This window comes from Nocardiopsis codii (assembly GCF_036327455.1).
Classification (GTDB): domain Bacteria; phylum Actinomycetota; class Actinomycetes; order Streptosporangiales; family Streptosporangiaceae; genus Nocardiopsis; species Nocardiopsis codii.
In genome coordinates, this window is the sequence record NZ_JAUZMY010000033.1 from 20107 (window position 1) to 43190 (window position 23084).

General features: G+C 72.7%; 19 protein-coding genes and 1 pseudogene. 3 read left to right on the forward strand and 17 right to left on the reverse strand.

The window, feature by feature from the left end; translation table 11 throughout:
* Positions 1-73: 73 nt before the first annotated feature.
* From Q8791_RS26045 to Q8791_RS26065, 5 genes are all read right to left on the reverse strand, one after another.
* Positions 74-1459: a CitMHS family transporter gene (locus Q8791_RS26045; protein WP_330094448.1), complete on the reverse strand. Its 1386-nt coding sequence runs from the start codon at positions 1457-1459 to the stop codon at positions 74-76.
* Positions 1460-1702: 243 nt separating this feature from the next.
* Positions 1703-2626, reverse strand: coding sequence for an HpcH/HpaI aldolase/citrate lyase family protein (locus Q8791_RS26050; RefSeq protein WP_330094449.1), 924 nt, complete (start codon positions 2624-2626; stop codon positions 1703-1705).
* Complete coding sequence (locus Q8791_RS26055) at positions 2610-3833, reverse strand: CaiB/BaiF CoA transferase family protein (RefSeq protein WP_330094450.1); 1224 nt, start codon at positions 3831-3833, stop codon at positions 2610-2612. Before Q8791_RS26055 ends, Q8791_RS26050 begins: the two co-directional genes overlap by 17 nt.
* A 183-nt stretch (positions 3834-4016) precedes the next feature.
* Positions 4017-4949, reverse strand: coding sequence for a LysR family transcriptional regulator (locus tag Q8791_RS26060; protein ID WP_330094451.1), 933 nt, complete (start codon positions 4947-4949; stop codon positions 4017-4019).
* Between the two features lie 238 nt (positions 4950-5187).
* Entirely contained in the window at positions 5188-6150 is a 963-nt protein-coding gene (locus tag Q8791_RS26065) for a threonine ammonia-lyase (RefSeq protein WP_330094452.1), read from the reverse strand.
* Positions 6151-6209: 59 nt separating this feature from the next.
* On the opposite strand from Q8791_RS26065, the gene Q8791_RS26070 reads away from it, so the two are divergent.
* Positions 6210-6803 carry a flavin reductase family protein gene (locus tag Q8791_RS26070; RefSeq protein WP_330094453.1) on the forward strand — a complete coding sequence of 198 codons (594 nt, stop codon included), beginning with the start codon at positions 6210-6212 and terminating at the stop codon, positions 6801-6803.
* Between the two features lie 173 nt (positions 6804-6976).
* On the opposite strand, the gene Q8791_RS26075 is transcribed toward Q8791_RS26070, so the two are convergent.
* The 11 genes from Q8791_RS26075 to Q8791_RS26125 all read right to left on the reverse strand — a co-directional run bounded on the left by Q8791_RS26075 (position 6977) and on the right by Q8791_RS26125 (position 20287).
* Positions 6977-8035 (reverse strand): lytic polysaccharide monooxygenase auxiliary activity family 9 protein, encoded by a 1059-nt coding sequence (locus Q8791_RS26075; protein ID WP_330094454.1) that lies wholly within the window; start codon positions 8033-8035, stop codon positions 6977-6979.
* Between the two features lie 78 nt (positions 8036-8113).
* Positions 8114-9472 (reverse strand): cellulase family glycosylhydrolase, encoded by a 1359-nt coding sequence (locus Q8791_RS26080; protein ID WP_330094455.1) that lies wholly within the window; start codon positions 9470-9472, stop codon positions 8114-8116.
* Positions 9473-9667: 195 nt separating this feature from the next.
* Positions 9668-11098 (reverse strand): endo-1,4-beta-xylanase, encoded by a 1431-nt coding sequence (locus Q8791_RS26085; RefSeq protein WP_330094456.1) that lies wholly within the window; start codon positions 11096-11098, stop codon positions 9668-9670.
* A gap of 78 nt (positions 11099-11176) precedes the next feature.
* Positions 11177-13261: a glycoside hydrolase family 48 protein gene (locus Q8791_RS26090; RefSeq protein WP_330094457.1), complete on the reverse strand. Its 2085-nt coding sequence runs from the start codon at positions 13259-13261 to the stop codon at positions 11177-11179.
* Between the two features lie 683 nt (positions 13262-13944).
* Positions 13945-14664 (reverse strand): cupin domain-containing protein, encoded by a 720-nt coding sequence (locus Q8791_RS26095; protein ID WP_330094458.1) that lies wholly within the window; start codon positions 14662-14664, stop codon positions 13945-13947.
* Between the two features lie 166 nt (positions 14665-14830).
* Positions 14831-15502: a maleylpyruvate isomerase family mycothiol-dependent enzyme gene (locus tag Q8791_RS26100; RefSeq protein WP_330094459.1), complete on the reverse strand. Its 672-nt coding sequence runs from the start codon at positions 15500-15502 to the stop codon at positions 14831-14833.
* A gap of 67 nt (positions 15503-15569) precedes the next feature.
* Entirely contained in the window at positions 15570-16391 is an 822-nt protein-coding gene (locus Q8791_RS26105) for an IclR family transcriptional regulator (protein WP_330094460.1), read from the reverse strand.
* Positions 16388-17227, reverse strand: a complete 840-nt coding sequence (locus Q8791_RS26110; RefSeq protein ID WP_330094461.1) for a carbohydrate ABC transporter permease — start codon at positions 17225-17227, stop codon at positions 16388-16390. Before Q8791_RS26110 ends, Q8791_RS26105 begins: the two co-directional genes overlap by 4 nt.
* Complete coding sequence (locus Q8791_RS26115; RefSeq protein ID WP_330094489.1) at positions 17224-18093, reverse strand: carbohydrate ABC transporter permease; 870 nt, start codon at positions 18091-18093, stop codon at positions 17224-17226. The genes Q8791_RS26110 and Q8791_RS26115 overlap by 4 nt, the downstream gene beginning before the upstream one ends.
* A gap of 84 nt (positions 18094-18177) precedes the next feature.
* On the reverse strand, positions 18178-19476 hold the full coding sequence (locus Q8791_RS26120; RefSeq protein ID WP_330094462.1) for an extracellular solute-binding protein: 1299 nt from the start codon (positions 19474-19476) through the stop codon (positions 18178-18180).
* Positions 19477-19666: 190 nt separating this feature from the next.
* Positions 19667-20287, reverse strand: a complete 621-nt coding sequence (locus tag Q8791_RS26125; RefSeq protein WP_330094463.1) for an FMN reductase — start codon at positions 20285-20287, stop codon at positions 19667-19669.
* A 239-nt stretch (positions 20288-20526) separates the two neighbouring features.
* On the opposite strand from Q8791_RS26125, the gene Q8791_RS26130 reads away from it, so the two are divergent.
* Positions 20527-20970 (forward strand): hypothetical protein, encoded by a 444-nt coding sequence (locus Q8791_RS26130; RefSeq protein ID WP_330094464.1) that lies wholly within the window; start codon positions 20527-20529, stop codon positions 20968-20970.
* A gap of 95 nt (positions 20971-21065) precedes the next feature.
* On the opposite strand, the gene Q8791_RS26135 is transcribed toward Q8791_RS26130, so the two are convergent.
* The gene (locus Q8791_RS26135) at positions 21066-22175 is read right to left on the reverse strand and encodes an LLM class flavin-dependent oxidoreductase (protein ID WP_330094465.1); all 1110 of its coding nucleotides are present in this window, start codon (positions 22173-22175) and stop codon (positions 21066-21068) included.
* 501 nt (positions 22176-22676) lie between these two features.
* Between Q8791_RS26135 and Q8791_RS26140 the strand changes: the two are divergent.
* A pseudogene (locus Q8791_RS26140) lies at positions 22677-22981 on the forward strand (DUF418 domain-containing protein); the annotation flags it as partial.
* Between the last annotated feature and the right edge of the window lie 103 nt (positions 22982-23084).

A 23084-nucleotide genomic window follows, 5' to 3' on the forward strand; every position in this document is an offset into this window, starting at 1 on the left:
GTCCGCGCGTGCCTCGTCGCGCCGACCGCGCCCCTCCTCGGCCGGGGCCCCGCGGGGCCGACGGGGCCGCGCGTCACAGGGAGACGCTGATCGCCCCCGTCGCCAGGGCGATCGCGGTCATGACGAGCGTGGTGCCCAGGGCCCAGCGGAACAGGAACCTCTGGTGTTCGCCCAGGGACACTCCGGTCATCCCCACGAGGATGAACGTGGCGGGGGTCAGCGGGCTGAGCGGGAAGCCCGTGGTCATCTGGCCCAGGATGGCGGCACGGCCGATCTCCTCCGGCGGGATACCGAAGTGGGTGGCGCTCTCCGCCAGGACCGGCAGGATGCCGAAGTAGAAGGCGTCGGGGGTGAAGACGAGGCTGAGCGGCATGCTCACCAGCGCCACCAGCAGCGGCAGCAGCCCGCCGACCGACTCCGGCACGACGGCGACCAGGCCGGCGGCCATGGCCTCGATCATCCCGGTGCCGGTGAGGATCCCGGTGAACACCCCGGCCGCGAAGATCATGGTGGTGACGAGGACGACGCTCTTGCCGTGCCTCTCCAGGAACTCCTGCTGGTCCTTCCAGCGGGGCACGTTGACCATGGCCGCCACCGTGAACGCGAGGATGAACAGCACCGGCAGGGGCAGCACCTCGGCGACGAGGGAGACGATCAGGACCACGGTCAGGAGGAGGTTGAAGGCGCCGCGCACGGCCCCGGCGCGGATCGCCTGCGGCGCCTCGACCCGGAGGGTTCCGGTACCGCCGCGGCCGGCCGCGCCCGGGGCGCCCGGGGCGTCCGGCCCGTCCCGCCCGTCCGTCCCCTGCGCCGCGCCCTCCGCCTGGCCGGGGTCCGGTTCGAGGAGCCCGAGGCGGGCCCTCTCCTTGCGGCCCAGCCACCAGGCGACCACCAGGACCCAGGCGATGCCGCCCAGCATCGCCGGGACCATGGGGGTGAAGATGTCCTCGGCCCCCGCGTCCAGGGCGGCCATGGCCCTCGCGGTCGGGCCGCCCCACGGGATCATGTTCATGACCCCCGCGCCCAGGCCGACGACCCCGGCGAGGAGGAGGCGGCTCATCCCCAGGCGCCGGTACACGGGCAGCATCGCCGAGACCGTGATGAGGAAGGTCGAGGCGCCCTCCCCGTCGAGGGCGACGACCATGGCGAGCACGGCCGTCCCCACGGTGATCCGCATGGGGTCGCCCTTGGCCAGCCGCAGGATCCCCCGGATGACCGGGTCGAAGAGCCCGGTCTCGATCATCAGGCAGAAGTACAGCACCGCGAAGGCGATCATGATGCCGGTCGGCGCCACCGTCGCCAGCCCGTCGAGCACGTGCTGACCGAGGTCGGGGCCGAAGCCGCCGATGAGGGCGAACGGGATCGGGACGAGCACCAGGGCGGCGAGCACGGAGACGCGGTTGGTCATCACCAGGACGAGGAAGAGTCCCAGGGTGCACAGACCCAGTACGGCCGTCATCGCAGTGTTCCTCCAGAGGTGGGGGCCACACACCCGTATTGCGCGGGTCACAGTGGTTTCCGTCGAGTTTCCACAGGAGGACTGCGTCTTGTCCAACATCAAAAACCGATAGATCCATGCGGTGGGCGCATGGGACTGCGCACGCCCGACCTGCGCCGTCCCCTGGAGAGCACGGTGGCGGGGACGGTCGGCGCCGCGCCCCCTCCCGGCAGGAGGGCGCGGCCGTGTCCGGGTCCGCGGGGCTCAGGCGCCGCCGTACCGCGCCAGGCGGGCGCGCGCCGAGGCGAGCATCGCCTCGTCGACCATGGCGCCCTCGAAGACCGCCGCGCCCGTCCCCGCCGCCTGCGCCCGCTCCATCCGCCCGACCAGGCGGCGGTCGCGGTCCAGCTCCTCCTCCGTGGGCGAGAAGACGGCGTTGACGACCGGCACGTGCGAGGGGTGGATCGCCATCATGCCCTCGTAGCCGAGGTCGCGGTTCTGCTCGGCGAAGCGGCGCAGGCCCTCCAGGTCGCCGATCGCCGTCCACAGGCCCGTGACCGGGTTGGGCGTGCCCGCCGCCCGCGCGTCGAGCAGCGCACGCGACCGCAGGGACAGCGTCTCGGCGCCCTCCGCCGTCCAGCGGAATCCCACGGCGCGCTGCACGTCGCCGTCGCGGGCGCTGAGCGCCCCCAGGCACATGACGCGGCGCGAGGCGGCGCCGACCTCGTGGGCCGCTCGCAGCGCCGACGCGGTCTCCAGGACCGGGACGATCGCGAGCCCTCCCGCGGGGAGCCCCGCCTCGGCCTCGGACCAGCCCAGCCAGCGGTCGAGGAGGGCGACGTCGGCGGGGCCGGACACTTTCGGCAGGACGATCCCTGCCAGTCCCGGCCGCACCACGGCGCGCACGTCCTCGGCCGCCGCCCAGCTCTCCAGGGCGTTGATCCGCACGAACAGGGCACACCCGGGGGCGCTGCCGAGCGCGGTGACCGCCTCGGCGGCGTCGCGCCTGGCCCGGACCTTGCCGTCGTCGGCGACGGCGTCCTCCAGGTCGATGATCACCGCGTCGGCTCCGCTGGCCACGGCCTTGGCGAACCGGTCCGGCCGGGACCCCGGCACGAACAGCATCGACCGGATCGGCTCCCGTGCGGCGCGCGGACCGGCCGGGGCGACCTCAGATGGCTCCCGCATCGCGCAGCTCCTCCAGCCGTTCGCGGTCCATGCCCAGCCAGTCGCCGTACACGGTCTCGTTGTCCTCTCCCAGGGCCGGGCCGGTGCGCCACACCTTCCCGGGGCGCTCTCCGAAGCGCGGCACCACGCCCTGCATCCGCACCGGACCGAGGTCCGGGTCCTCGATGGTGACGATGTCGTCCCTCTCCGCGTAGATCGGGTCCTCCACGATGTCCTTGGCCGTGAAGATGCGCGAGGCGACGACATCGGCCGCGGCCAGGAGGGCGAGCGCATCGTCGGCGTCGCGGGCGGCGATCCACTGCCGCAGCGCCTCCCCGATCCGGTGCCGCCCCTCGATCTGGCGCTCCACGGTGGAGTACTCCTCCCCGGGGAGCCCGAGGAGGGACACCACGTTGAGCACGGAGCGGCGTGTGGCGGAGGTGACGGTGATCCACTCCCCGTCCGCGCTGAGGTAGGTGTCGATGACGGCGGCGGGCGCCACGGCCAGCTGGTTCCCCTGGCGCATCGGCACCTCGCCGAGCTGGTCGTAGGCGATGATCTGCCACTCCACGAGCCGGAACAGGGACTCGAACAGGGCGAGGTCGATCCACTCCCCGCCCGCCTCCGGGTCGCGCTCGCGCCGGTAGAGGGCGGCCAGGACCGCGTGCGACCCCATCAGCCCCGTCACGGCGTCCCCGTGGGAGAAGCCGGTGTGCACGGGCGGCCCGTCCGCCGCCCCGGTCAGGTGGACGACGCCGCTGCGCGCCTCGCCCATCTTGCCGAACCCCGGCGCGTCGGCCTTGGAGGTGTTGGCGCCGAACCCGGAGATCTGGAGGACCACCGCCCGCGGGTTGCGGGCCCGGATCGCCTCCCGGTCCAGCCCCCACTCCTCGAGTCGCGAGGCGCGGAAGGTCACGATGACGACGTCGGCCCACTCCACCAGGCTCGCGGCGACCTCACGGCCGGCCGCGGTGCGCAGGTCGAGGGTGACGGAGCGCTTGTTGCGTCCGGAGACCTTGAACCACAGGCGGACGCCGTCGCGTTCCGGCCCCATGCCGCGCGCGGCGTCGCCGCTTCCCGGCGGCTCGACGTGCACGACGTCGGCTCCCATGTCGGCGAGGAGCGATCCCGCGAGCGGTCCGGCCACGACGTGGGCGAACTCGACGACCTTCAGCCCCGCCAGCTGCCCCCAGTCCCCCGTCTGCGGGCCACCCGGCACTTCCTGCATCGTTCCCCCTCGGAGTCGGTGCCGCGGGCGCCACCGCCCGTCGGTCCACTCCAGCCAGCATGCCGAGAAGCCATATGTCCGTCCAACATCAAAAACTCATAGACTGATGTACCCAAGGCATGAGATGGCGTCGAGGAGACCGGGGCCTCCCGGGCCGGCCCGCACCGATCCTGTTCCGCCGCCTCAGCGGGGCTCCGCCCAGTGGACGTCCGGCGGCAGCTCGAACCCCCCGGACCGCAGCTCGTCGATGGTGGCGAGGAACCGGCGGGCCGCGGCCGACATCGGGCGGTCCGTGGGCCACAGCAGGTCCAGCCCCCGGCGCACCACGGGTCCGGTGAGCGGTCGGTGCTCGACGGGGGCGAACCCGAGGAGGGCGCGGACGAGGGCGGGCAGCGCGGTGACCCCCAGCCCGGCCGAGACGAGTCCTCCCACGGTCGCGAAGCTGCTCGCCTCCACCACCCCGCGGCCGGCCCCGCCCGCCTGCGTGAACGCCAGGTCCGTGAGGGCGCGCACGCTGGAGCCGGCCCCCATCGCGATGAACTGCTCGTCCCTCAGGTCGGCCCACGACAGCTCGTCCCGGTCGGCGAGCGGGTGCCCCGGCGGCACGACCCCCACGAACAGGTCCCGGACCAGCGGCCGGCCGGAGACCCACGGCGCACCGTCCGTGGCGACCGTGACCGCGAAGTCGGCGTCACCGCGCTCGACAGCCTCGACCACCGAGCGGGCGAGCCCGTCGTGGATGCGGACGTCGGTCTCGGGCCACCTGCGTCGGAACGCCGTGATGACCGGCGGCAGGAGCACCGCCGCCACGGACGGCAGCGCGGCCACCGAGACCGTGCCCCCGCTCCCGTCCACGAACCGCCGCAGCTGGCGCATCCCCGCGCGGTGCACTCCCAGGACGTGCTCGGCGACCTCCAGGAGCTCGCGCCCCTCGTCGGTCAGCGTCACGTTGCGCGTGTCGCGGTGGAACACGCTCGTGCCGAGGACGCGTTCGATCTCCGCGACGGTGCGGCTCAGCGACGACTGCGACACGAGCAGGTCGTTGGCCGCGGCCGTGAAGCTGAGCCGGTGGGCGACCGACACGAACACCGACAACTGGCGAAGAGACAGGTCCATGCCTGGCAACCCTAGGGCGTGTTCCGTGGATGCTTTCGGTTGACTCGGCGCTTGCGCCGATCGACGCGAGCGGCTTCCAGGCCATCTCTCGCAAGACGGGTAGCGCAGGCCAGCCCGGGTTCGGCTGTCCGAGCGCAGTCGGCGCAGCGAGAGGCAGCCCGGAGGACGCGAGCCCGGAACGATCCGCGGAACGCGGCCTGGAGACCGCTCCCCGGTGGGGCGCCGCGGGACGCGGGGGTCAGCCCTCCCCCGCCACCAGCCGGGCGAAGAGGCCGGGGTCCGCGTTGCCGCCCGACACCACCGCGACCGTCGTCCCGGGGCGTTCCGGATCGGTGTCGATCCGGCCCGCGAGGAGCGCGGCGGCGGCCAGGGCCCCGCTGGGCTCGGCCACGAGGCGGGCGCCGTGGGCGAGGGTCGCGACGGCGCGGGCGATCTCGTCCTCGGTGACGGTGACGATCCCGTCGAGCCTGGCGTCGAGGTGGGCGAACGTGCGCTCGGACAGGCACACGCGGACGCCGTCCGCCATGGTGCGGTGGGTGAGCTCGGGCGGCCAGGTGACGAGGTGTCCGGACCTCAGGCTCTCGGCGGCGTCGGCGGCCAGTTCGGGTTCGACGCCGATGACGCGGACCCGGCGGGGGTGGACCGTCCAGGCGGCGGTGGCCACGCCGGAGGCCAGCCCTCCCCCGCCGACGGGGACGACGATCGTGGCCGCCTCGGGCGACTGTTCGAGGATCTCCAGGCCGACGGTGCCCTGTCCGGCGATGACGTGCGGGTCGTCGAAGGGCGGGATGAGCGCGAGCCCCTCGTTCTCGGCCAGTTCTCGGGCGACGGCGGCCCGCCGCTCGGGCGAGGCCATGACGACGCGCGCGCCCAGGGCGCGTATCCGGTCGACCTTGACCCCGGGCGCCCCCTCGGGGACGACGACGGTGCACGGCGCCCCCTGCCGGGCGGCGGCGTGGGCGAGGGCCTGGCCGTGGTTGCCGGAGGAGTGCGTGACCACGCCGGCCAGGCGCTGGGCGGGGTCGAGCAGGGCGACGGCGTTGGTGGCGCCCCTGATCTTGAAGGCGCCGGTGGGCTGGAGGCTCTCCGGTTTGAGGAGGAACCCGCCGCCCGGAGGGCCCGCGGTCAGGGGGGTGCGGACCACGTGGCCCTGGATGCGGGCGGCTGCGGCGCGGACGTCGTCGGCGGTGACCAGTTCCATGCGCCGTCTATGCCCGGCGTCGGCGCCGACACACGGCGGGGGCGGGATAATCGGAGCCGATGCGTACCGAATGGACTCCAGACGACCTGCCCGGACGGGCGTTCTACCAGTTGATGACCTCCGTGGTGGTGCCACGCCCGATCGCGTGGGTCTCCACCACGTCCGCCGACGGCGTGGACAACCTGGCACCGCACTCGTTCTTCACGATCTCCTGTACCGAGCCGCCGATCGTGCAGTTCACGTCGGTGCAGCGCAAGGACTCCCTGCGCAACGCGGAGGAGACCGGCGAGTTCGTGGTGAACCTGGCGCCGGAGCTGATGTGGGACCAGGTGAACGCCAGCGGCACCGCGTACCCGCCGGAGGTCAGCGAGTTCGACGCTCTGGGCGTCGAGCGCGAGGCGAGCGCGGCGGTGCGGCCTCCCCGGGTCGCGGGGTCGCCGGTGGCCGTGGAGTGCGTCCTGCACTCGACGCTGCGGCTGGGCGACTCCACGGTGGTGTTCGGCCGGGTGGTGCGCGTGGCCGTGCACGACGAGGTGCTCGCGGACGGGCACCCCGACGTGGAGCTGATGCGCCCGCTGGCCCGGCTGGGCCGCAACGAGTGGTCGACGCTGGGCGAGGTGCGGGCGGTCGACCGCCTCCCCTACCGGCCCTGACCCCGGACGCGGAAGCACCCGACCCCTGGAAGAACCGGTTCCGGGGCCGGGCGCTCCGCCCAGGTTACCGGCTCGTTCAGCGGGATCGCCCCGGTGCGCGGGCCGCACGGCGGCCCGCCCGGGCCGGCGCCCGGGCGGGCACGGACGCGCCCTCGCGTGAGGGGGCGGGGCCGTCAGTCCTCGTGGCAGGCCACGAGGGGCTCGATGTTCACACCGGGGTGGGTGGCGGTGAACCCGAAGCTGGTGGACTCACCGGGGTCGAGCCGCCCGTTGTGGGCGGAGTTGCGGGCCTCGAAGTGCGCGCCGTGGTTGACCAGGGCGGCGTTCCAGATGCTGGAGACCGCCTGGCGGTTGGCGAACACCCAGTCGACCATCCAGCCGTCGACGCCGTCCTCGCCCGCGGTGACCTCGACGTCCACCTGGAAGCCGTCCGACCACTGGTTGGTGACGGTGTACTCGGCCGTGCAGTACTCGGCGGGCGGGTCGGTCGGGCCGGGCGTCGGCTCGTCCGTGGGGTCCGGGCTCGGGTCGGGGCCGGGACTCGGGTCGGGGCCGGTGCCCGGGTCCTCGCCGAAGACCACGTCGGAGCAGTTGTAGAACGCCTCCGGGCTGTCCGAGCGCTCCCACACCACGTACACGATGTGGCGTCCCTCCCGGTCCGGGAGGTCGACGTCCCAGTAGTACTCGGCTCCGGCGTCGCCGCCGCTGCGCAGCGGCGGGTCCGTCACCTCGTCGATGAGTTCGAGGTCGTCCCAGTTCAACGGCGACCCGGGATCGAATCCGTCCTCGGTGACGTAGGTGCGGAAGACACCGGGGTGCGGGGCCCAGGCGTTGTGCCGGAACTCCACGGTGGTGTCCGGCTCCAGGGCGGTGGTGGGCCAGTCGGTGCGGGCCGCGTTGAAGGCCGCGAACCTGTCGGTGGGACCGCACAGCTCGCCGTCGGCCACGACCTCCTGGTGGCGGCCGTCCGCGTCGCTGATGAGGTTGCCGAACCAGTTCCAGAACGGGTAGTCGCCGCCCTCGTCCAGGGCGTCGGCGCAGGCCGCGTTGGTGGGCCGGAGGGCGCCGCCTCCGGTGCCGCCGGTGGCGTCCTGGAAGCAGGCGTAGGTGCGGCTGGCGGGGTAGGTGAACGCGCCGTGGGCCTCGGCGGAGTCGGGCAGGGCGACGACGGCGGTGGCGACGGCGAGCCCGCCGAGCGCCGCGGCCAGGGCGACAACGTTGCGTGACCTCATGGGCCACTCCAATCTCTGTGGGGGAGGCCCGGCCGCGCGTGGAGGCGCGGCCGGGGGACTGCTCCGACCCCGTGGGGGTCAGGCGGTGCAGGAGAGGGTGGGCGTGGAGAGGGTTCCGCCGTGGGTGCCGGTGAAGCCGAACGAGGTGGACCCGCCCGCGGCGAGGACCCCGTTGTGGGCGGCGTTCACGGCGGTGACGGTGGAGCCGCTGGTGGAGACGGAGGCGTTCCAGGCGTGGCCGACGCCCTCGCCCGGACCGGTGGTCCAGGTGACGGTCCACCCGGTGACGGCGGACGCGGCGGTGACGGTCACCTCGCCCTGGAACCCGTTCGGCCACTGGTTGGTGACGCGGTACTCGGCCTCGCAGTCGGCGTCGGGGTCGGTCGGCTGCTCCGTCGGCGGGTCGGTCGGCTCCTCGGTGGGCGGGTCGGTGGGCCCGCCCGAACCTCCGTAGACCGGGGCCTCGACGGAGGTCTCGCCGATGCCGTCGGGGCCGTGGAAAATGCGCTCGCCCCAGGGGGTGAGGCTGTCGACGTCGAAGCCCTCGACCATGTCGAGGTACTCCACGGGGGACCCGTTGCCGCTCCAGGACCAGCCGATGTAGCCGAGGCCCAGGCGTTCGGTGTGGGCCATGATGGCGTCCTCGTCGGGGTTGCCGTCACTGTGGTCGATGCCGAACTCGCCGACGATCAGCGGCAGGCCGGCGTCCGTGAAGTGCTCCAGGTAGGAGACCACGGTGGACTCCTGCGCGTAGACCCCGTACATGTGGATGGAGAACACCGTGTTGGCGTCGGGGTCTGCGTCGAAGACGCCCTGCGCGCTGTCGCGCATGATGCCCTGCCAGTCCTGGCCCCAGTTGGGCGCGTCCACCACCAGGGTGTGGTCGAACCCGGCGTCGCGCAGGCGGTTGATCGCCTCACCGGTCTCGGACGCCCAGTTCTGGTTGGTGGCCGCGTCGTTGCCGAAGGGCTCGTTGCCGATGTTGACGAGGACGTGGTCCTCCTCCCCCTCGACGGCGTCCTGGACGCGCAGCCAGTAGTCGACGGCCTGGTCGAGGGTGGCCGCCCCGGCCTGGTCGCCGTACCCGGTGGTGTCGTGCACCTCCAGCATGCAGATCAGGCGGTTGGCCTTGCAGTCGGCGACGACCGCGGCGACGTCGTCGACGCCGTTCTCCGTCCAGCGCTGCCCGCTGCTGAGGACGACGCGGACGGTGTTGGCGCCCAGGGACTTGATGTCCGCGAGCGCACCGGTCTCCTGGGGGTACCAGGTGTGGGCGTGGCTGACGCCCCGGATGACGAAGTCGTTTCCGGCCGCGTCGACGAGGCGGCCGTCGCTGACCCGGAACCCGGTGTCGGCGTAGGCCGGCGCCGTGTGCACGAGGAGCGCGGTGACGAGGGAGAGGACCGCCCCGAGGGCGATCAGTAGGCGTGTGACCATGGGGGCTCCAGGAGGGGAGGGACAGGGGTGTCGCGGAGTGGTCCGGGTGCCACCGGCCCGAGGAGGAGGGGCGGGCCGGTGGCGGTCAGGGGTACCGGTCGGGAGCGGGTGGGCGCCCGGAGGGGCCGCACCGGTCTCCGGCGTCCGGTCGTGGGGCGGGCGCCGCGCACGCGCGGTGCGCGGGCCCGCGGGCGGTCAGGTGGCGGAACAGACGGGTCGCGGTGCGGAGACGGTCCCGTCGTGGGTGCCGGTGAAACCGAACGAGGTGGACCCGCCCGCGGCGAGAACCCCGTTGTGGGCGGCGTTCACGGCGGTGACGGTGGAGCCGCTGGTGGAGACGGAGGCGTTCCAGGCGTGGCCGACGCGTTCGTCGCCGCCGAAGTCCCACGTCACGGTCCAGCCGTCGACGGCCCTGCCCGCGGTGACGGTCACCTCGGCCTGGAACCCGTTCTGCCACTGGTTGGTGACCCGGTACCCGGCCTCGCAGTCCCCGTCCGGTTCGGTGGGCTGCTCCGTCGGCGGGTCGGTCGGTTGCGGGCCGGGGTCCCCGCCGAGGGCTTCGTGGACCGCCCAGTAGGCGGGTTTGGGCTGGTAGGAACCGTCGATGGGCAGGGCCGCGCCCTGGCCGTCGAAGTGGTCGGGGACCCACGAGTAGGCGTCGGTGACCCCCCACACGGTCACGCCCGCGCAGCCGTCGACCTCCAGACAGGTGGTGACGACCTCCCGGTAGTCGTCCGCCTGCCGCTCCAGGTCGGCCTGGCTCGCGGGGACGTTCATGCGGATGTCGAGCTCGGTGATCCGCACCTTGAGTCCGAGGTCGGTGAACCGCTCGATGTTCTGGCGCATGCTGGCGGGGACCTGGCCCACGATCAGGTGGCTCTGGAACCCGATCCCGTCCAGGGGCACCCCCTGGTCCAGCAGGTCGACGACCAGGTCGTAGTAGGCGTCGCTCTTGGCGTTGACGCCGTCGATGCTGTAGTCGTTGATGTACAGCTCCGCCGCGGGGTCCGCGGCCCTGGCCATGCGCAGGGACTCGGCGACGAAGTCCTCTCCCAGGGTCCGGTGGAAGACCGAGTCCCGGAACCGCGCGTCGTCGCCGATGGGCTCGTTGACGACGTCCCAGGTGTCGATCCGCCCGGCGTAGCGGCCCATGGTGGTGCTGATGTGGTCGTCCATGACGTCCAGCAGCTGGTCGGCGGTGAACCCGCCCCCGGACACCCACGACGGCAGCTGGCTGTGCCAGACCAGGGTGTGCCCGTGGACGTCCTGGCCGTTGTCCTCGGCGAAGTCGACCACGCGGTCGGCGCCGGACCAGGAGTACTGTCCCTGCTGCGGCTGGACCGCCTCCCACTTGAGGTCGTTCTCGTGGGTGACGGAGTTGAACTCGGCGGCGGCGGTCTGCGCGTACGCGGCCTCGTTGAGACGGTGGGACGCGAGGGCGGTTCCCATGAACACTCCCCGCTGGTCGGCCAGGTCCCGGAGGGATCCCTCCTGGACGGCCCCGACGGCCGCGTCCTCCTGCCCGTGGGCGGCTGCGGCGAACCCTCCGGCGAGCAGGGCCGCCGTGAGGACGGTCGCGGCGGCGGCCGCGGCACGGCGGCGCGCGTGCCCCGTGTTTCCCGACATGGTGTTCCTCTCCACGATGTGTCGTGACGGGATGGGGGGTCGGGCGCCCTGTGCGCCCGACCCCGGGGTGGTGCGTCCCTATCCCGCGCCGTCACCGCCCTCCCCGGCCGCGGGGGCGCCGCCGAACAGCTCTCCGTGCGTGGCGAGTGCGGTGGCCACGTCGACCTGCGCCCAGAAGCGGTGGTAGGTGAACTCGGGGGCCTCGCCGCCGTCCAGGTAGGCCTGGACCCGGGGCCAGTCCTCGTCCTGCTCGTAGAAGGAGCGGATGGAGGCGAACGTGGAGTCGGAGTCGATCACGTCGCCGTTGGGCATCTGCCCGGTCCAGCCGTCGGGGACGTAGAGACCGCCGTTCGGGGCGTCGAACGGGTCGTCGAAGCGCTCGTAGTCCGCCCTGGTCTCGGGGACGGCGACGCCGAGGTCGTCCTGGTGGACCAGCAGGGCGTCGAGCAGGCCCTCGGCGGTCTCCAGGGAGGCCGCGTCGCCGGTGGCGGACGCGTAGTGCATCAGCGTCTTGGCCAGACCGGCGGCGATGCCGACGTCCTGGTTGTGCGAGACGACCTCGACGCTCAGGCCGTCGTTGCCCGTGGGCTCGCCGGTCCAGTCGTCGGGGGCGCCGCTCCACTCCATGTCGGCCGGGACGGCGAAGTCGCCGCCCTCCCCGACGGTGGTGTTGGCGATGGCCCAGGGCACCCAGGCGTCGAGGATCTCCCCGGCGCGCTCGTCGCCGCTGATGCGGTGGTACTCGGCCACGCGCTCGATGTCCCAGACCTGGAAGCCGAACCACTGGTTCGAGGCCGGGTCGTGCCAGACCGGCTTCTCGTCGTAGAACATGCCGTGGAAGGTGGGCGTGTCCGCGGGGGGCTCCGTGTAGGTGCCCTCCCAGCTGTTGGTCGCGCCGCCGGCGATGCCGCCGTCGGAGGACTGCAACCACTGGAGGAACTCCAGTTGGCGGTCGAGGCTGGTGCCCCAGTCGTCCGCTCCCGTGGCCGACTCCGGCCGCAGCTCGTCGACCTCGGAGAGCGCGTAGGCGGCCATCACGTTCTGGTAGCCCTGGTGGGCGGAGGATCCGCCGATGCGCCAGGCCCAGGGGTACTGGGCGCTCTCCAGGGCGCCGCCCCAGGAGTAGTACCAGGCCATGAGGTAGTGCGCCGATTCCTTGCCCGTTCCGGGCGGGCAGGATGTGGCGCCGACGCAGTCGCCGACCTCCTTGAAGTACTTGTCGAACATCGCGTAGCGCAGGTAGTCGCCCATCATCGCCGCGTTGGAGACGTTCTCGGCGATGGCGGACGCGTTGCCCTGCTCGCTCGCCCACTCGTGCGCGAGGTAGGCGACCTGGACGGCGCGGGCGTCGGCGTCGGGGGCGTTGGTGTAGCGCCACTGCTCCGAGGCCTGCGGGTCGTCGACGAACAGGTTGAGGTAGCCGGTGCCGTCGTCGCTGCCGTGCGCGAACGTCTCGCAGGACGGGTGCGGCACGGTCTCCCACACCGACTCGTTGGAGCCGCGCTGGAAGGTGTTGACGTAGGCGGGGGCGTCGTCGCTGCCGTCACCGCAGAACCCGTAGCCGTACGTGTTGTCCACGTCCAGCAGCCAGTGCATGCCGTAGACCTCGTCGGTCCCGTAGGTGCTGCTGAGTTCGGCTGCGAGGGGGTCCTGACCGGCCTCCACCCCCTGGTCGAGCGGCATCGGGTAGTCGCTGGGGTCCAGCGACTCGGGGATGTAGGTGGCCGGGGACGAGGGGTCGTAGGCGCCGTTGGTGGGCTGGTCGGCGGTCCCCGGGATGATGAAGGCCTCCATCGAGGCCCAGGCGTCGTTGAAGGGCTGCCAGTCGCCGGAGACGCGGCCGTAGGTCGCCTCCAGCCAGAGGTAGTAGCTGAAGGCCTCGGACGTGGTGGCGTGCCCGTGGTCGGGCGCCTCCACGATCAGGGTCTCCACGGAGTGGTAGGGGACCAGGAGGCCGTCGAACTCGCGGAAGTAGCCGCTGGACGGGTCCTTGATCTTGTCGTACTGCTCCAGGAAGGAGGCCTCGTACTCGGTGATCTCCGGGTTCTCGGCCAGGAGCGCGTCGGCCACGGGGGTGTGGTCGTAGGTGGCCGCGGGCTCGGCGGGTCCGGCGTGGACGGAGGGGGCCGCCGTGAAGGTGGCCGCGACGAGTGCGGCGCTCACGGCCGCGGGAAGGGGCCAACGCCGTCTGCGGCGGTGGACTCGGTGATGATCGGTCACATCGTTCTCCTCGGAGGGTGCCCCCGAGGGGCCTCTCCGGTGCCGCGGAGCAGGGGCGCGGCACCCCGGACCGTGCGTCGACCGGGGTGGGGCAGCGCCTCGGCGGGGGGCAGCGGGGGGCCGAGACAGGGGCGTGTGCGGGCCTGAGGACGTGGGGGACGCTGGCCGCGGCGGTGTCGGCGTCGACGGCGCGGGCCATGGGGGCGCGGTGTCCGCACCCGGTCTCGCTAGCGGTGCCTTCCGGTGCTCGGGGAACTCGATCCCGTTTCGGGAGCGCTCCCATGAGCAGTGCCGAAAAATTAACACCATCGACAAGAGCCTGCAATGGGTGCAACCAGAGGAATCCGCGCGAGAATTCGTGATCTACAGGGCTTTTCGGACAGACGGCGGGAAGGATGCCCGAAGGCGGAACCGGGGTCCGCCGGACCCGCCGTTCCAGTGACTCCGTCCCGCGCGGTCGGAGCTCCTGGCCGGGGACGTACGCCGCCGGGGGCACGGATCCCGCGCGGAGCCGCCGGTCCGTTCACCGCCGGGTCGGACCTCTCCCCGCCGACCGGACCGCGGAGGCCTCCGGCACACACGGCCGCCCCGGGCCGTCGGACCGGGGCGGTCGGGCGCCACTGCGCTCAGCTGTCGGACACCGGCCAGTCGACCAGGACGACGGGCTCGTCCCCGAGTACCCAGGCGTCGTGGTTGGCCGGAATGGACACGACCTGCCCGGCGCTCACCTCGCCCTCGGTACCGTCGTCCATCTCCCAGTGGAGGGAACCGGAGATGATGTAGGCACGGTGGTTCACCATGCACTTCACCGTGCCCCGGGACTCGGCCATGTCCTCGGTCCAGCGCCAGCCGGGCTGGAGCGTCAGCCTCACGGCCGTGTGGCCGCCGACCTGCAGGGCCTCGGAACGGGCCCGGTCGAACTGCTCGGCCACCTCCGCCCGGGAGAAGTCGCCCACCACCGGCATCGTGCCAGGGAGCTCGTCCCAGGCCTGCACGGTGGACTGGTGGATGATCCGCCCCGCCCGCAGGTCGAGCATGGTCATGCTCTGGACCTGGGTCCCGTCGGGGTAGACGCACCGCTCGGTGTAGGCGGCGTGGTCGCCGTCGACCACGCAGTCCAGGACCTCGTGGGTCATGTCACGGGAGAAGAGCTCGCGCATGGCGGGCGCGATGGCGTTCATACCGTGCAGGACGTCGGGGCTGCTGGGCTGCGCCCGCTTGTCGACCATCTCCATCTCTGCGTCCTCGGCGAACAGGGCGAGCATCGCGTCGGCGTCGGCGGCCTCGATGGCGCGCGTCAGCGCCTCGCTGTCGAACCGGGGACCCGTCTCGGTGTGGGTGGACATCGTCCAACCCTCCTTCCCACCTGCACGGCCAACTCTTGACCGAACCGGCTCTCACACCCAGTCTGCGCCCCTCCCCCGTTCCGCTTCTGCCAAGGCGGGGCCATCTCTGCACATCTGGCCGGGGACCGGTGCCATGGCCTGCCGACCCGCCGGGCCCCGCGAGCGGTCACACCGCCAGGTCCTCCGCGGGCGCGGGGAGGGTCGGCAGGAACGGGGCCACCTGTGCGGGGTCTCCCCCGGCCCAGTCCATGGCCAGGATCTGGTCGGCGCTGCGCCGACCGGTCACGGCGCGGGCCAGCTCGAAGGCCGTGCCGCTCAGCGTGAGTCCGGCGCCCTCCCCGAGCGTCCACTCCTGACCGGTGTCGGTGGCGGTCACGCGCACCGGCGGGAGCTCGGCGGGCCAGCCCCTGGCCAGGCCGCCCAGCGGGAAGTCGGCGAGCTGGTCGGCGTCCCCGGCCCGGGCGGGCAGGCCGAGCGCGCCCCGGATGTCGTTCTCGTGGTGCCACACGTCCAGGGCGGGCAGGCAGTAGCGCCTCCGCGTCCGGGAGGCGAGGAGATCCAGCAGCGCCGGCGCCGTGCGGCGCCACTCGGCGAGGACGGTCCCGGGATCGTGGTCGGCCCGGTCGGCGACCTGGCGCGCGGTGACCTCGTCGGTGGCCGGAGGGGTGACGTCGCCCCGCACGACGTCGGCGCAGAGCCCGGCGAGGTGGGCGTAGACCTGCCGGACGGTCCAGTCCGGGCAGGCGGGCACGACGGTGCGCCACCGCTCCTCGTCGAGGGTGGCGGCCAGGTCGAGCAGGCGGTGGTGGGACGTCTCGTAGATGCGCGCGGAATCCATCCCCCCAGCGTAACTAACACTGTTAGGAAAAGAGGTCGCCGCCCCCGGGGCGCCTCCGGCCCCCGGCCTACCCGCCCCCGTGCGCCCCGCCGGCCGCTTCGGCGGCCCGCCCGCCCAGTTCGCCGGAGATGCGTGCGGCCACCACGGCCACCTGAGGCCCCAGCCTGCGCACCTGGACCACCGGCAGCCGGCTCACCAGGGAGGACACGCTGATCGCCGCGACGGGGTCGCGGTTGTGGTCGAACACCGGTGCGGCGACGCAGCGCACCTCCGGCTCGTTCTCCCGGTCGTCGATGGCGTAACCGCGCTCGCGCACCCGGCGCAGCTCCTCGACGAGGACCGCCGGATCGGTCACCGTCCTGGGGGTGACGGCCGAGAGCCCCGCCGCCACCACGTCCTCCACCAGGTCGTCCGGGCCGAACGCGAGGATCGCCCGGCCCACCGCGGTGCGGTAGGCGGGCATCCGCGCACCGATCCGCGAGGCCATCCGGACGGTGGCCGTGTTCTCCACCTTGTCCACGTAGACGACGTCGTGTCCGTCCAGCAGCACCAGGTGGCAGGTGTGACCGGTACGCCTCATCAGGTCGCGCAGGTGGTCCGAGGCGACGGAGCGCAGTTCCATGTGGTCCAGGTACCCCTGCCACAGGCTCAGCGCCGCCGTCCCCAGCCGGAACCGCCCGCTGCGCGGGTCACGGGTGAGCAGGCCGTACTCCACCAACGGGACGGACAGGCGCAGCACCGTGCTCTTGTTCACGCCCACGCTCCCGGCCAGCTCGGTCAGGGTCGCGCCGCCGTTCCCGGCCGGGCTCGCACGGACGAACTCCACGATGGCGAGCGCGCGGCGCAGCGACGCCGAGGAGTTGCGCCCGGGCACGGGTGCCGTGTTCACCCCTTCACCGCCCCGCCCAGGCCGGAGGCGAGCCTGTGCTGCACGAACATGAAGAACACCAGGACCGGCAGGGTCATCAGGACCGAACCCGCCATGATGCCGCCCCAGTCGTTCTCGTCCGGTTTGAAGAGCGACAGCAGGGCGATCGGGAGGGTCTGGTTCTCCTGCGCCGAGATGATGAAGGTCCTGGCGAACAGGAAGTCGTTCCACGTCATGATGAACGAGAAGATACTGCAGGCCACCACACCCGGCGCCACCAACGGGAACAGGACCCTGGTGACGAAGGCGAGGCTGCCCGCGCCGTCCAGCCACGCCGCCTCCTCCAGCTCCGCGGGGACCGCCGCGACGAAGCTCCGCAGCATCCAGATCGCCAGCGGGAGGGCGAACGCCGTGTGCACCAGCATGAGCGAGCCCAGGTGGTTCAGGCCCAGGCCGGGGACGCCCGCACCCACGGTGCGCATGAGGAAGAACAGCGGGATGGTCAGCGCCTCCACCGGGACCATCTGCGCGACCAGCACCATGACGAGCAGGGTCGTGCGGAGCCGGAAGCGGTAGCGCGTGAGCGCCACCGCGGCCAGGAAGGCGCAGAGGGTGGAGGCGGTCACGACCACGGCCGCCACCAGCACGCTGTTCAGCAGGTACTGGCCGAACCCGTCGATCAGCAGCACCCGGCGGAAGGAGTCCAGGGTCGGGTCGAGCGTGTACGGCGAGGGGTCCCCGGCCTCCAGTTCGGTGCGCGGCCTCAGCGCAGAGAGCAGCATCCAGTACAGCGGCAGGGCCACGACCAGCGCGACCAGCAGACCCGCGAGGTCGTTCCTCAGTCGGCGGAGCGTCACAGCACCTCCCCTTGGCGGCGCAGTGCGCGCAGGTACACGAGCGTGATCAGCAGGAGCAGCAGGGTGGTGATCACACCGATGGCCGATCCCAGCCCGTACTGGCCCGAGGCGAACGCCTTCTGGTAGGCGTACACGTTGAGCACCAGGTTCTGTCCGGCGATCCCGCCGGCCCCGGTCATGACGTAGATCTGCGTGAAGATCTTGAAGTCCCAGATGATCGACTGGATGGTCACGATGGCGACGGCCGGGCGCAGGATCGGCAGCATCACCGACCACGCGACGCGGGCCGTCGAGGCGCCGTCCATCCGCGCGGCCTCGATCACCTCCCCGGGGATGGCCCTGATACCGGCGTAGAGGGTGACCATGACGAACGGGAACGAGCACCACACCACCTGGGCGCCGACGAGGCCGAAGGCCGACCACTTGCCGTAGGTCCAGGAGTGCCCGGCGAACTCGGTCAGCCCCAGCCCGGCGAGGGCCTGGTTGACCGGCCCCAGCGTCGGGTCGAACAGGAGGAGCCAGACCGCGCTGCCGGTGACGGCGGGCGTCGCCCAGGCTCCCAGGGCGGCGAGGAAGAGCACGGTGCGCACCCACGGGGTCAGCCGGGTGGCCAGGACCGCCAGCGCGCCGCCCACCGCGAGGGTGCCCAGCACGCACGCCGCGGCGAAGCCGACCGTGTTGAGGAGGACCTCCCAGAACTGGGCGTCCCCCAGCAGCGCGCGGTAGTTCTGCCAGCCGACGAAGCGCAGCGGCTCGGCGCCGGTGACCTGGGGCTGGCGGTAGTCGAAGAAGGAGACGAGCACCAGCTGGTAGAGCGGGTAGACCAGCATGCCGCCCAGCGCCGCCGCGGCGGGCACGAGGTACATCCAGGGTTCGACTCTCCGGCTCCGGTGGCCGGAGGGTCCGCCGGTCGGGCGGCGGACGGGGGTACGGGTGGCCATGTGTCCGCGTCACCCCCGCCCGAAGGCGTCGTCGAGGGCCCGCGCGGCCTCGTCGGCGGCATGGTCCACCGAGGCGTCCCCGCCGGCGATCCGCTGCACCATGGTCGGCAGGACGCCCTCGGCGTCGACGGTCGCCCAGGAGGGGGTGACCGGGACGAACCGGGTGCCCGCGTCGATGGTCGCGACGAACGGGGCGACCTCGTCGTCGGTGGCCGCCAGCTCCCCCCGCACGTCGGTGAAGACGGGCAGGTTGCCCATGGCCTCGTACATGAGCAGCTGATACTCCTTGCCGGCCAGCAGCTTCACGAACTCCACGGAGAGCGTGCGGCGCTCGGTTCCGGCGAGCACGCCGAGGTTGTTGCCCCCGGCGAAGGCCGGGGCGATGCTGCCGGGCTCGGTCCCCGGGAGCGGCACGACCGCGGCGTCGTCGGCGATGTCGCTGCCGCGCACCGCGTTGAGGTTGAAGTTGCCCCCGATGGTCATGGCGGCGTTGCCCGCCACGAAGTTCTGCACGGAGGCGTCCCCGGTCATCTGCGAGCAGGTCTGGGGCGGGCACACGTCGTCGGAGAGGATCTGCCCGTACAGCTCCAGGCCCTCCTTGGCCTCGGCGGAGTCGATGGCCGCGGCGTAGGAGTCGCCCTCCGGCTCGGCGATGTCACCGCCGTGCGCCCAGACGAACGGCATCATCGCGTAGGTGTAGGCGCCCCCGGCGGAGACCCCCAGCATCCCCGGGTCGTCGGCGCGCACCGCGCGGCCGGTCTCCACGACCTCCGCCAGGGTCTCGGGGACATCCAGCCCGAGGTCCCCGAGGACGTCGGTGCGGTAGTAGAGGGCGCGCACTCCGAGGAACCACGGCACGCCGTACTCGGCACCGTCGACCCGGGCGGTGGCCGCGACGTCGTCCGCGATGTCGGCCCGCGGCGCCCAGTCGGCGAGGTCGTCGGTGAGGTCGACCAGGCCGGCGGACCCCACGTACCCGGCCAGGTCGGTGTTGCCGTACTCGGCGACGTCGGGGGCGGAGGAGGGGTCGAGGAAGGCGCCCTGGAAGCGCTCGGCGCGGGTCTCCACCGGGATGTACTGGACCTCGACCTCGACACCGTCGTGCGCGGCCTCGAACTCCTCCACCGCCGCGTCGACGACGCGCTCCTTCGGCGCCTGGTCGACCTCGGAGAACAGCCAGACGCGCAGGGTCCCCTCCGACTCGTCCACGCCGGACGCGGCACCGCTGGTCTGGAGGGGCGCGCACGCCGGTAACAGGGCCGCGAGGCCGAGGAGCGCGCAGGCGCGCGCCAGTCCGGAGGATCGCATCGGAACTCCCTGGGCGGGGGTGGGTGGCGGGGGGTCCGACCACCCGGTGGAGCGACCGTAAGCACTGGTTCCGGTTCCGTTGAAGGGAGGGACGCCAATGTTGTGCAGGGCACAACGACGGCGCGCAGTGCAGGGCACTGCGCGCCGTGGGGGTGGTTCCGGCGGGGCCGGGCTGCCGGCCGGGGGCCGGTCAGGTACCGAGGCCGGACATCAGCTCGGCGAACGAGGTCGGCTCCTCGAAGGGGTCGGCCTTCCCGGGCGCGTGGTCGGCCGCGAGTACGGCCAGCTGCCGGGCGGCCCGGTCGACGCGCTCGGACAGCTCACGGCCGCCTCCGTCTCCCGCGCCCCAGTCCTCCGACGCCGCGTACACGCCGGTGGGCACGACCACCGAGCGGGCGTAGGAGAACATCGGGCGCAGGGCGTGCTCCAGCACCAGCGAGTGGCGGGGGCTGCCGCCGGTCGCGGCGACGAGCACCGGCGTCCCGTCCAGGGCCTCGGGCTCGACGATGTCGAAGAACGACTTGAACAGTCCGCTGTAGGAGGCGTTGAACACCGGGGTGACCGCGATGACGCCGTCGGCGGCGGCGATGTCCTCCAGGACCCCGGGGAGGTCGCCGGTGGGCACCCGGGTCGTCATGGCGTTCATGATGTCGTGGGCCAGGTCGCGTAGTTCCACGGTCCGGGTCTCGGCCTTCTCCCCGCGGTCGCTCAGCGACGCCTCGGTGGCGGCGGTCAGCCGGTCGGCCAGCAGCCGCGTGGAGGAGGGGGTGCTCAGCCCCGCCGACACGGTGACGATCCTGCGCGTGGTCATACCTGGTCCTCCGCACGAAAGGTTTTCCAAGAAGAAGTTTCCTAGAAAGGATAATAGTCGGAACGACCGACCCACCCGCCCTATTCCCCGCGACGGGAACGCCGAGCGCTTCGGGGACGCACCAGTTTCCCCGCCCCCACCTGGATGGACGGCCCCGGGACCGCGCCGCGCAGGTGTAGTGCCCGCCTGCGCGGCTATGTGAACCGGAGGAGGCATCCCTAGTGCGGAGGAATCATCCCGTGAACGCACCCACCAGACCGACCAGTGTCACAGCGGTCTTCGTCCTGCTGATCCTGATCACCCTCTACCAGCTCACCGCCGGCGGGCTCGCCCTCCTCGGCGGTTTCGCCGCCGAGGCCGCCCCCACGATGCCCACCGCGACGGACGTCCCCACCTGGGCCATCTTCGTGGCCGCCGCCGTCGCCCTGGTGTACGGGGCCGCCTCGCTGGCGCTGACGGTCATGGTCGGCAGGGGCCGACCCGCGGCACGGCCCGCCGCCCTGGGCGTCAACGCCGTCTACGGCGTGGGCATCCTCGCCCTGGCCTTCACGCCCGTCGCGGGCCTCCCGGAACTCGCCGCGGCGGCGTTCGCGTTCACCGTGATCGCGCTGCTCTACTCCGGGAGCGCCAAGGCGTACTTCGGCGGGCACTCCGCCCCCGCGGAGCCGAGCACCACCGGCTGACGCCCACCCCGGGCGCTCCGAGGGGCGGCCGGAGACGCGGACGGGGGCGCGGGGCGTGCGCCCCGTGCCCCCGTCCCCGCGGGTCACCGCCGGTCTCAGGCGTTGTCGGCCCCGGCACCCTTGCCGGCGCCGGCCTTCCCGGCCGCCAGCAGGGAGGCGTGGGTCGGGGCGTCGGGGACGTGCGCGGGCCGCCCGGCCGCGAACTCCTTGCGCAGCACGGGCACGACCTCCTCGCCCAGCAGGTCCAGCTGCTCCAGGACCGTCTTCAGCGGAAGGCCGGCGTGGTCCATGAGGAAGAGCTGTCGCTGGTAGTGGCCGAAGGAGTCGCGGAAGCCCAGGGTCCGGTCGATGACCTCCTGCGGGCTCCCGACGGTCAGCGGGGTCTCGCGGGTGAACTCCTCCAGGCTGGGCCCGCCGCCGTAGACGGGGGCGTTGTCGAAGTAGGGGCGGAACTCCTTGACCGCGTCCTGGGAGTTCTTGCGCATGAACACCTGCCCGCCCAGGCCCACGATCGCCTGGTCGGCCTTGCCGTGGCCGTAGTGCTCGAAGCGGCGCCGGTAGAGGGAGATCAGCTTCTTGGTGTGGGTGGCGGGCCAGAAGATGTTGTTGTGGAAGAAACCGTCACCGTAGTAGGCGGCCTGCTCGGCGATCTCCGGGCTGCGGATGGAGCCGTGCCAGACGAACGGCGGGATCTCGTCCAGGGGGCGGGGCGTGGAGGTGAAGCCCTGCAGCGGGGTGCGGAACTTGCCCTCCCAGTTCACGACGTCCTCGCGCCACAGGCGGTGGAGCAGGTTGTAGTTCTCCAGCGCCAGCGGGATGCCCTCGCGGATGTCCTGCCCGAACCACGGGTAGACGGGCCCGGTGTTGCCGCGGCCCATCATCAGGTCCACCCGGCCCTCGGCCAGGTGCTGCAGCATCGCAAAGTCCTCGGAGATCTTCACCGGGTCGTTCGTGGTGATGAGCGTGGTGGAGGTGGAGAGGATCAGCTTCTCGGTCCGCGCGGCGATGTAGCCGAGCATCGTCGTCGGGGAGGACGCCACGAACGGCGGGTTGTGGTGCTCACCGGTGGCGAAGACGTCGAGGCCGACTTCCTCGGCCTTGAGCGCGATCGCGACCATCGCCTTGATCCGCTCGGCCTCGGTCGGCGTGCGCCCCGTGGTGGGGTCGGTGGTCACGTCACTGACTGAGAAGATTCCGAACTGCATGGCCCGCTCCCCGATTTTGTTTCCTAAGAAGTAATTTCCTCTGAAGCTATCACGGGAACCGGTGGGGCGTCACATGTATTCCCCGCCCCCAGGGCCGCCCGACCAGGCCCGGCGCATGCCACCCCTCCGACCGGGACCCCGCTCCGACACGAGGACGCACGGGCGGCGAGGCGGCGAGCAGGTTGCCGATGGCCGGATCGTGACGTGCCACCGGACCCGGCGCCCCTCGCCCCGCCCCCGGCGCACCGCAGGCCTCGGCGCGCACACGAGGACTGCCCCCAGGAAGCGCCGTGCACGAGGCAGCGGCGTCCGACGTCGCCGGTGGTGTCCCGTCCTGGTAGGTATATCCCGTGTTATCCCCACCGCCCCGGACCAGGGTCCGCGCCGCCGTGTCGCCGCACACGCGAGCTCCCGGCAGGACAGAGGGGCCTCCTGTGCAAGCCCGCCAGGACCCATGAGCTGAGCGGCCGCGCCACCGAGCAGGTCAGCGACCTGATCTGCCACGCGGGCGGACCGGGCCACGCCGCGCTCGTCGCCCTCGTCGCGGTCCTCCTGCCGGGTCGACAGGGACCGGTGACCAACGCCCTGTCCGCGCTCGGGCAGCGCTCCATGACCTTCTCCCCGGTCCGGTCGGTGGCCTGGGCGGTGCTGTTCTCCTCCTGCACGCTCCACCTGCAGGTGACGTCGTCCGCCGTCGGGGGGCGTCGCGGTGGCCGTGTGGCCGACCACGGTCCTGCTCGCCGACCTCATGCGCCGCCGGGGCGCGCGGACCGGCCGAGGCGGCGCTGCGCCGCCTCGCCCACGGGCGCGGGCCGGACACCCCGAGAGCGGTCGCGTGCAGGTGGAGGTGGGCCACCGCTCCGTCCACAGGGCACGGAACGTCTGTTCACGCGGATGTGGTGCGCGGGT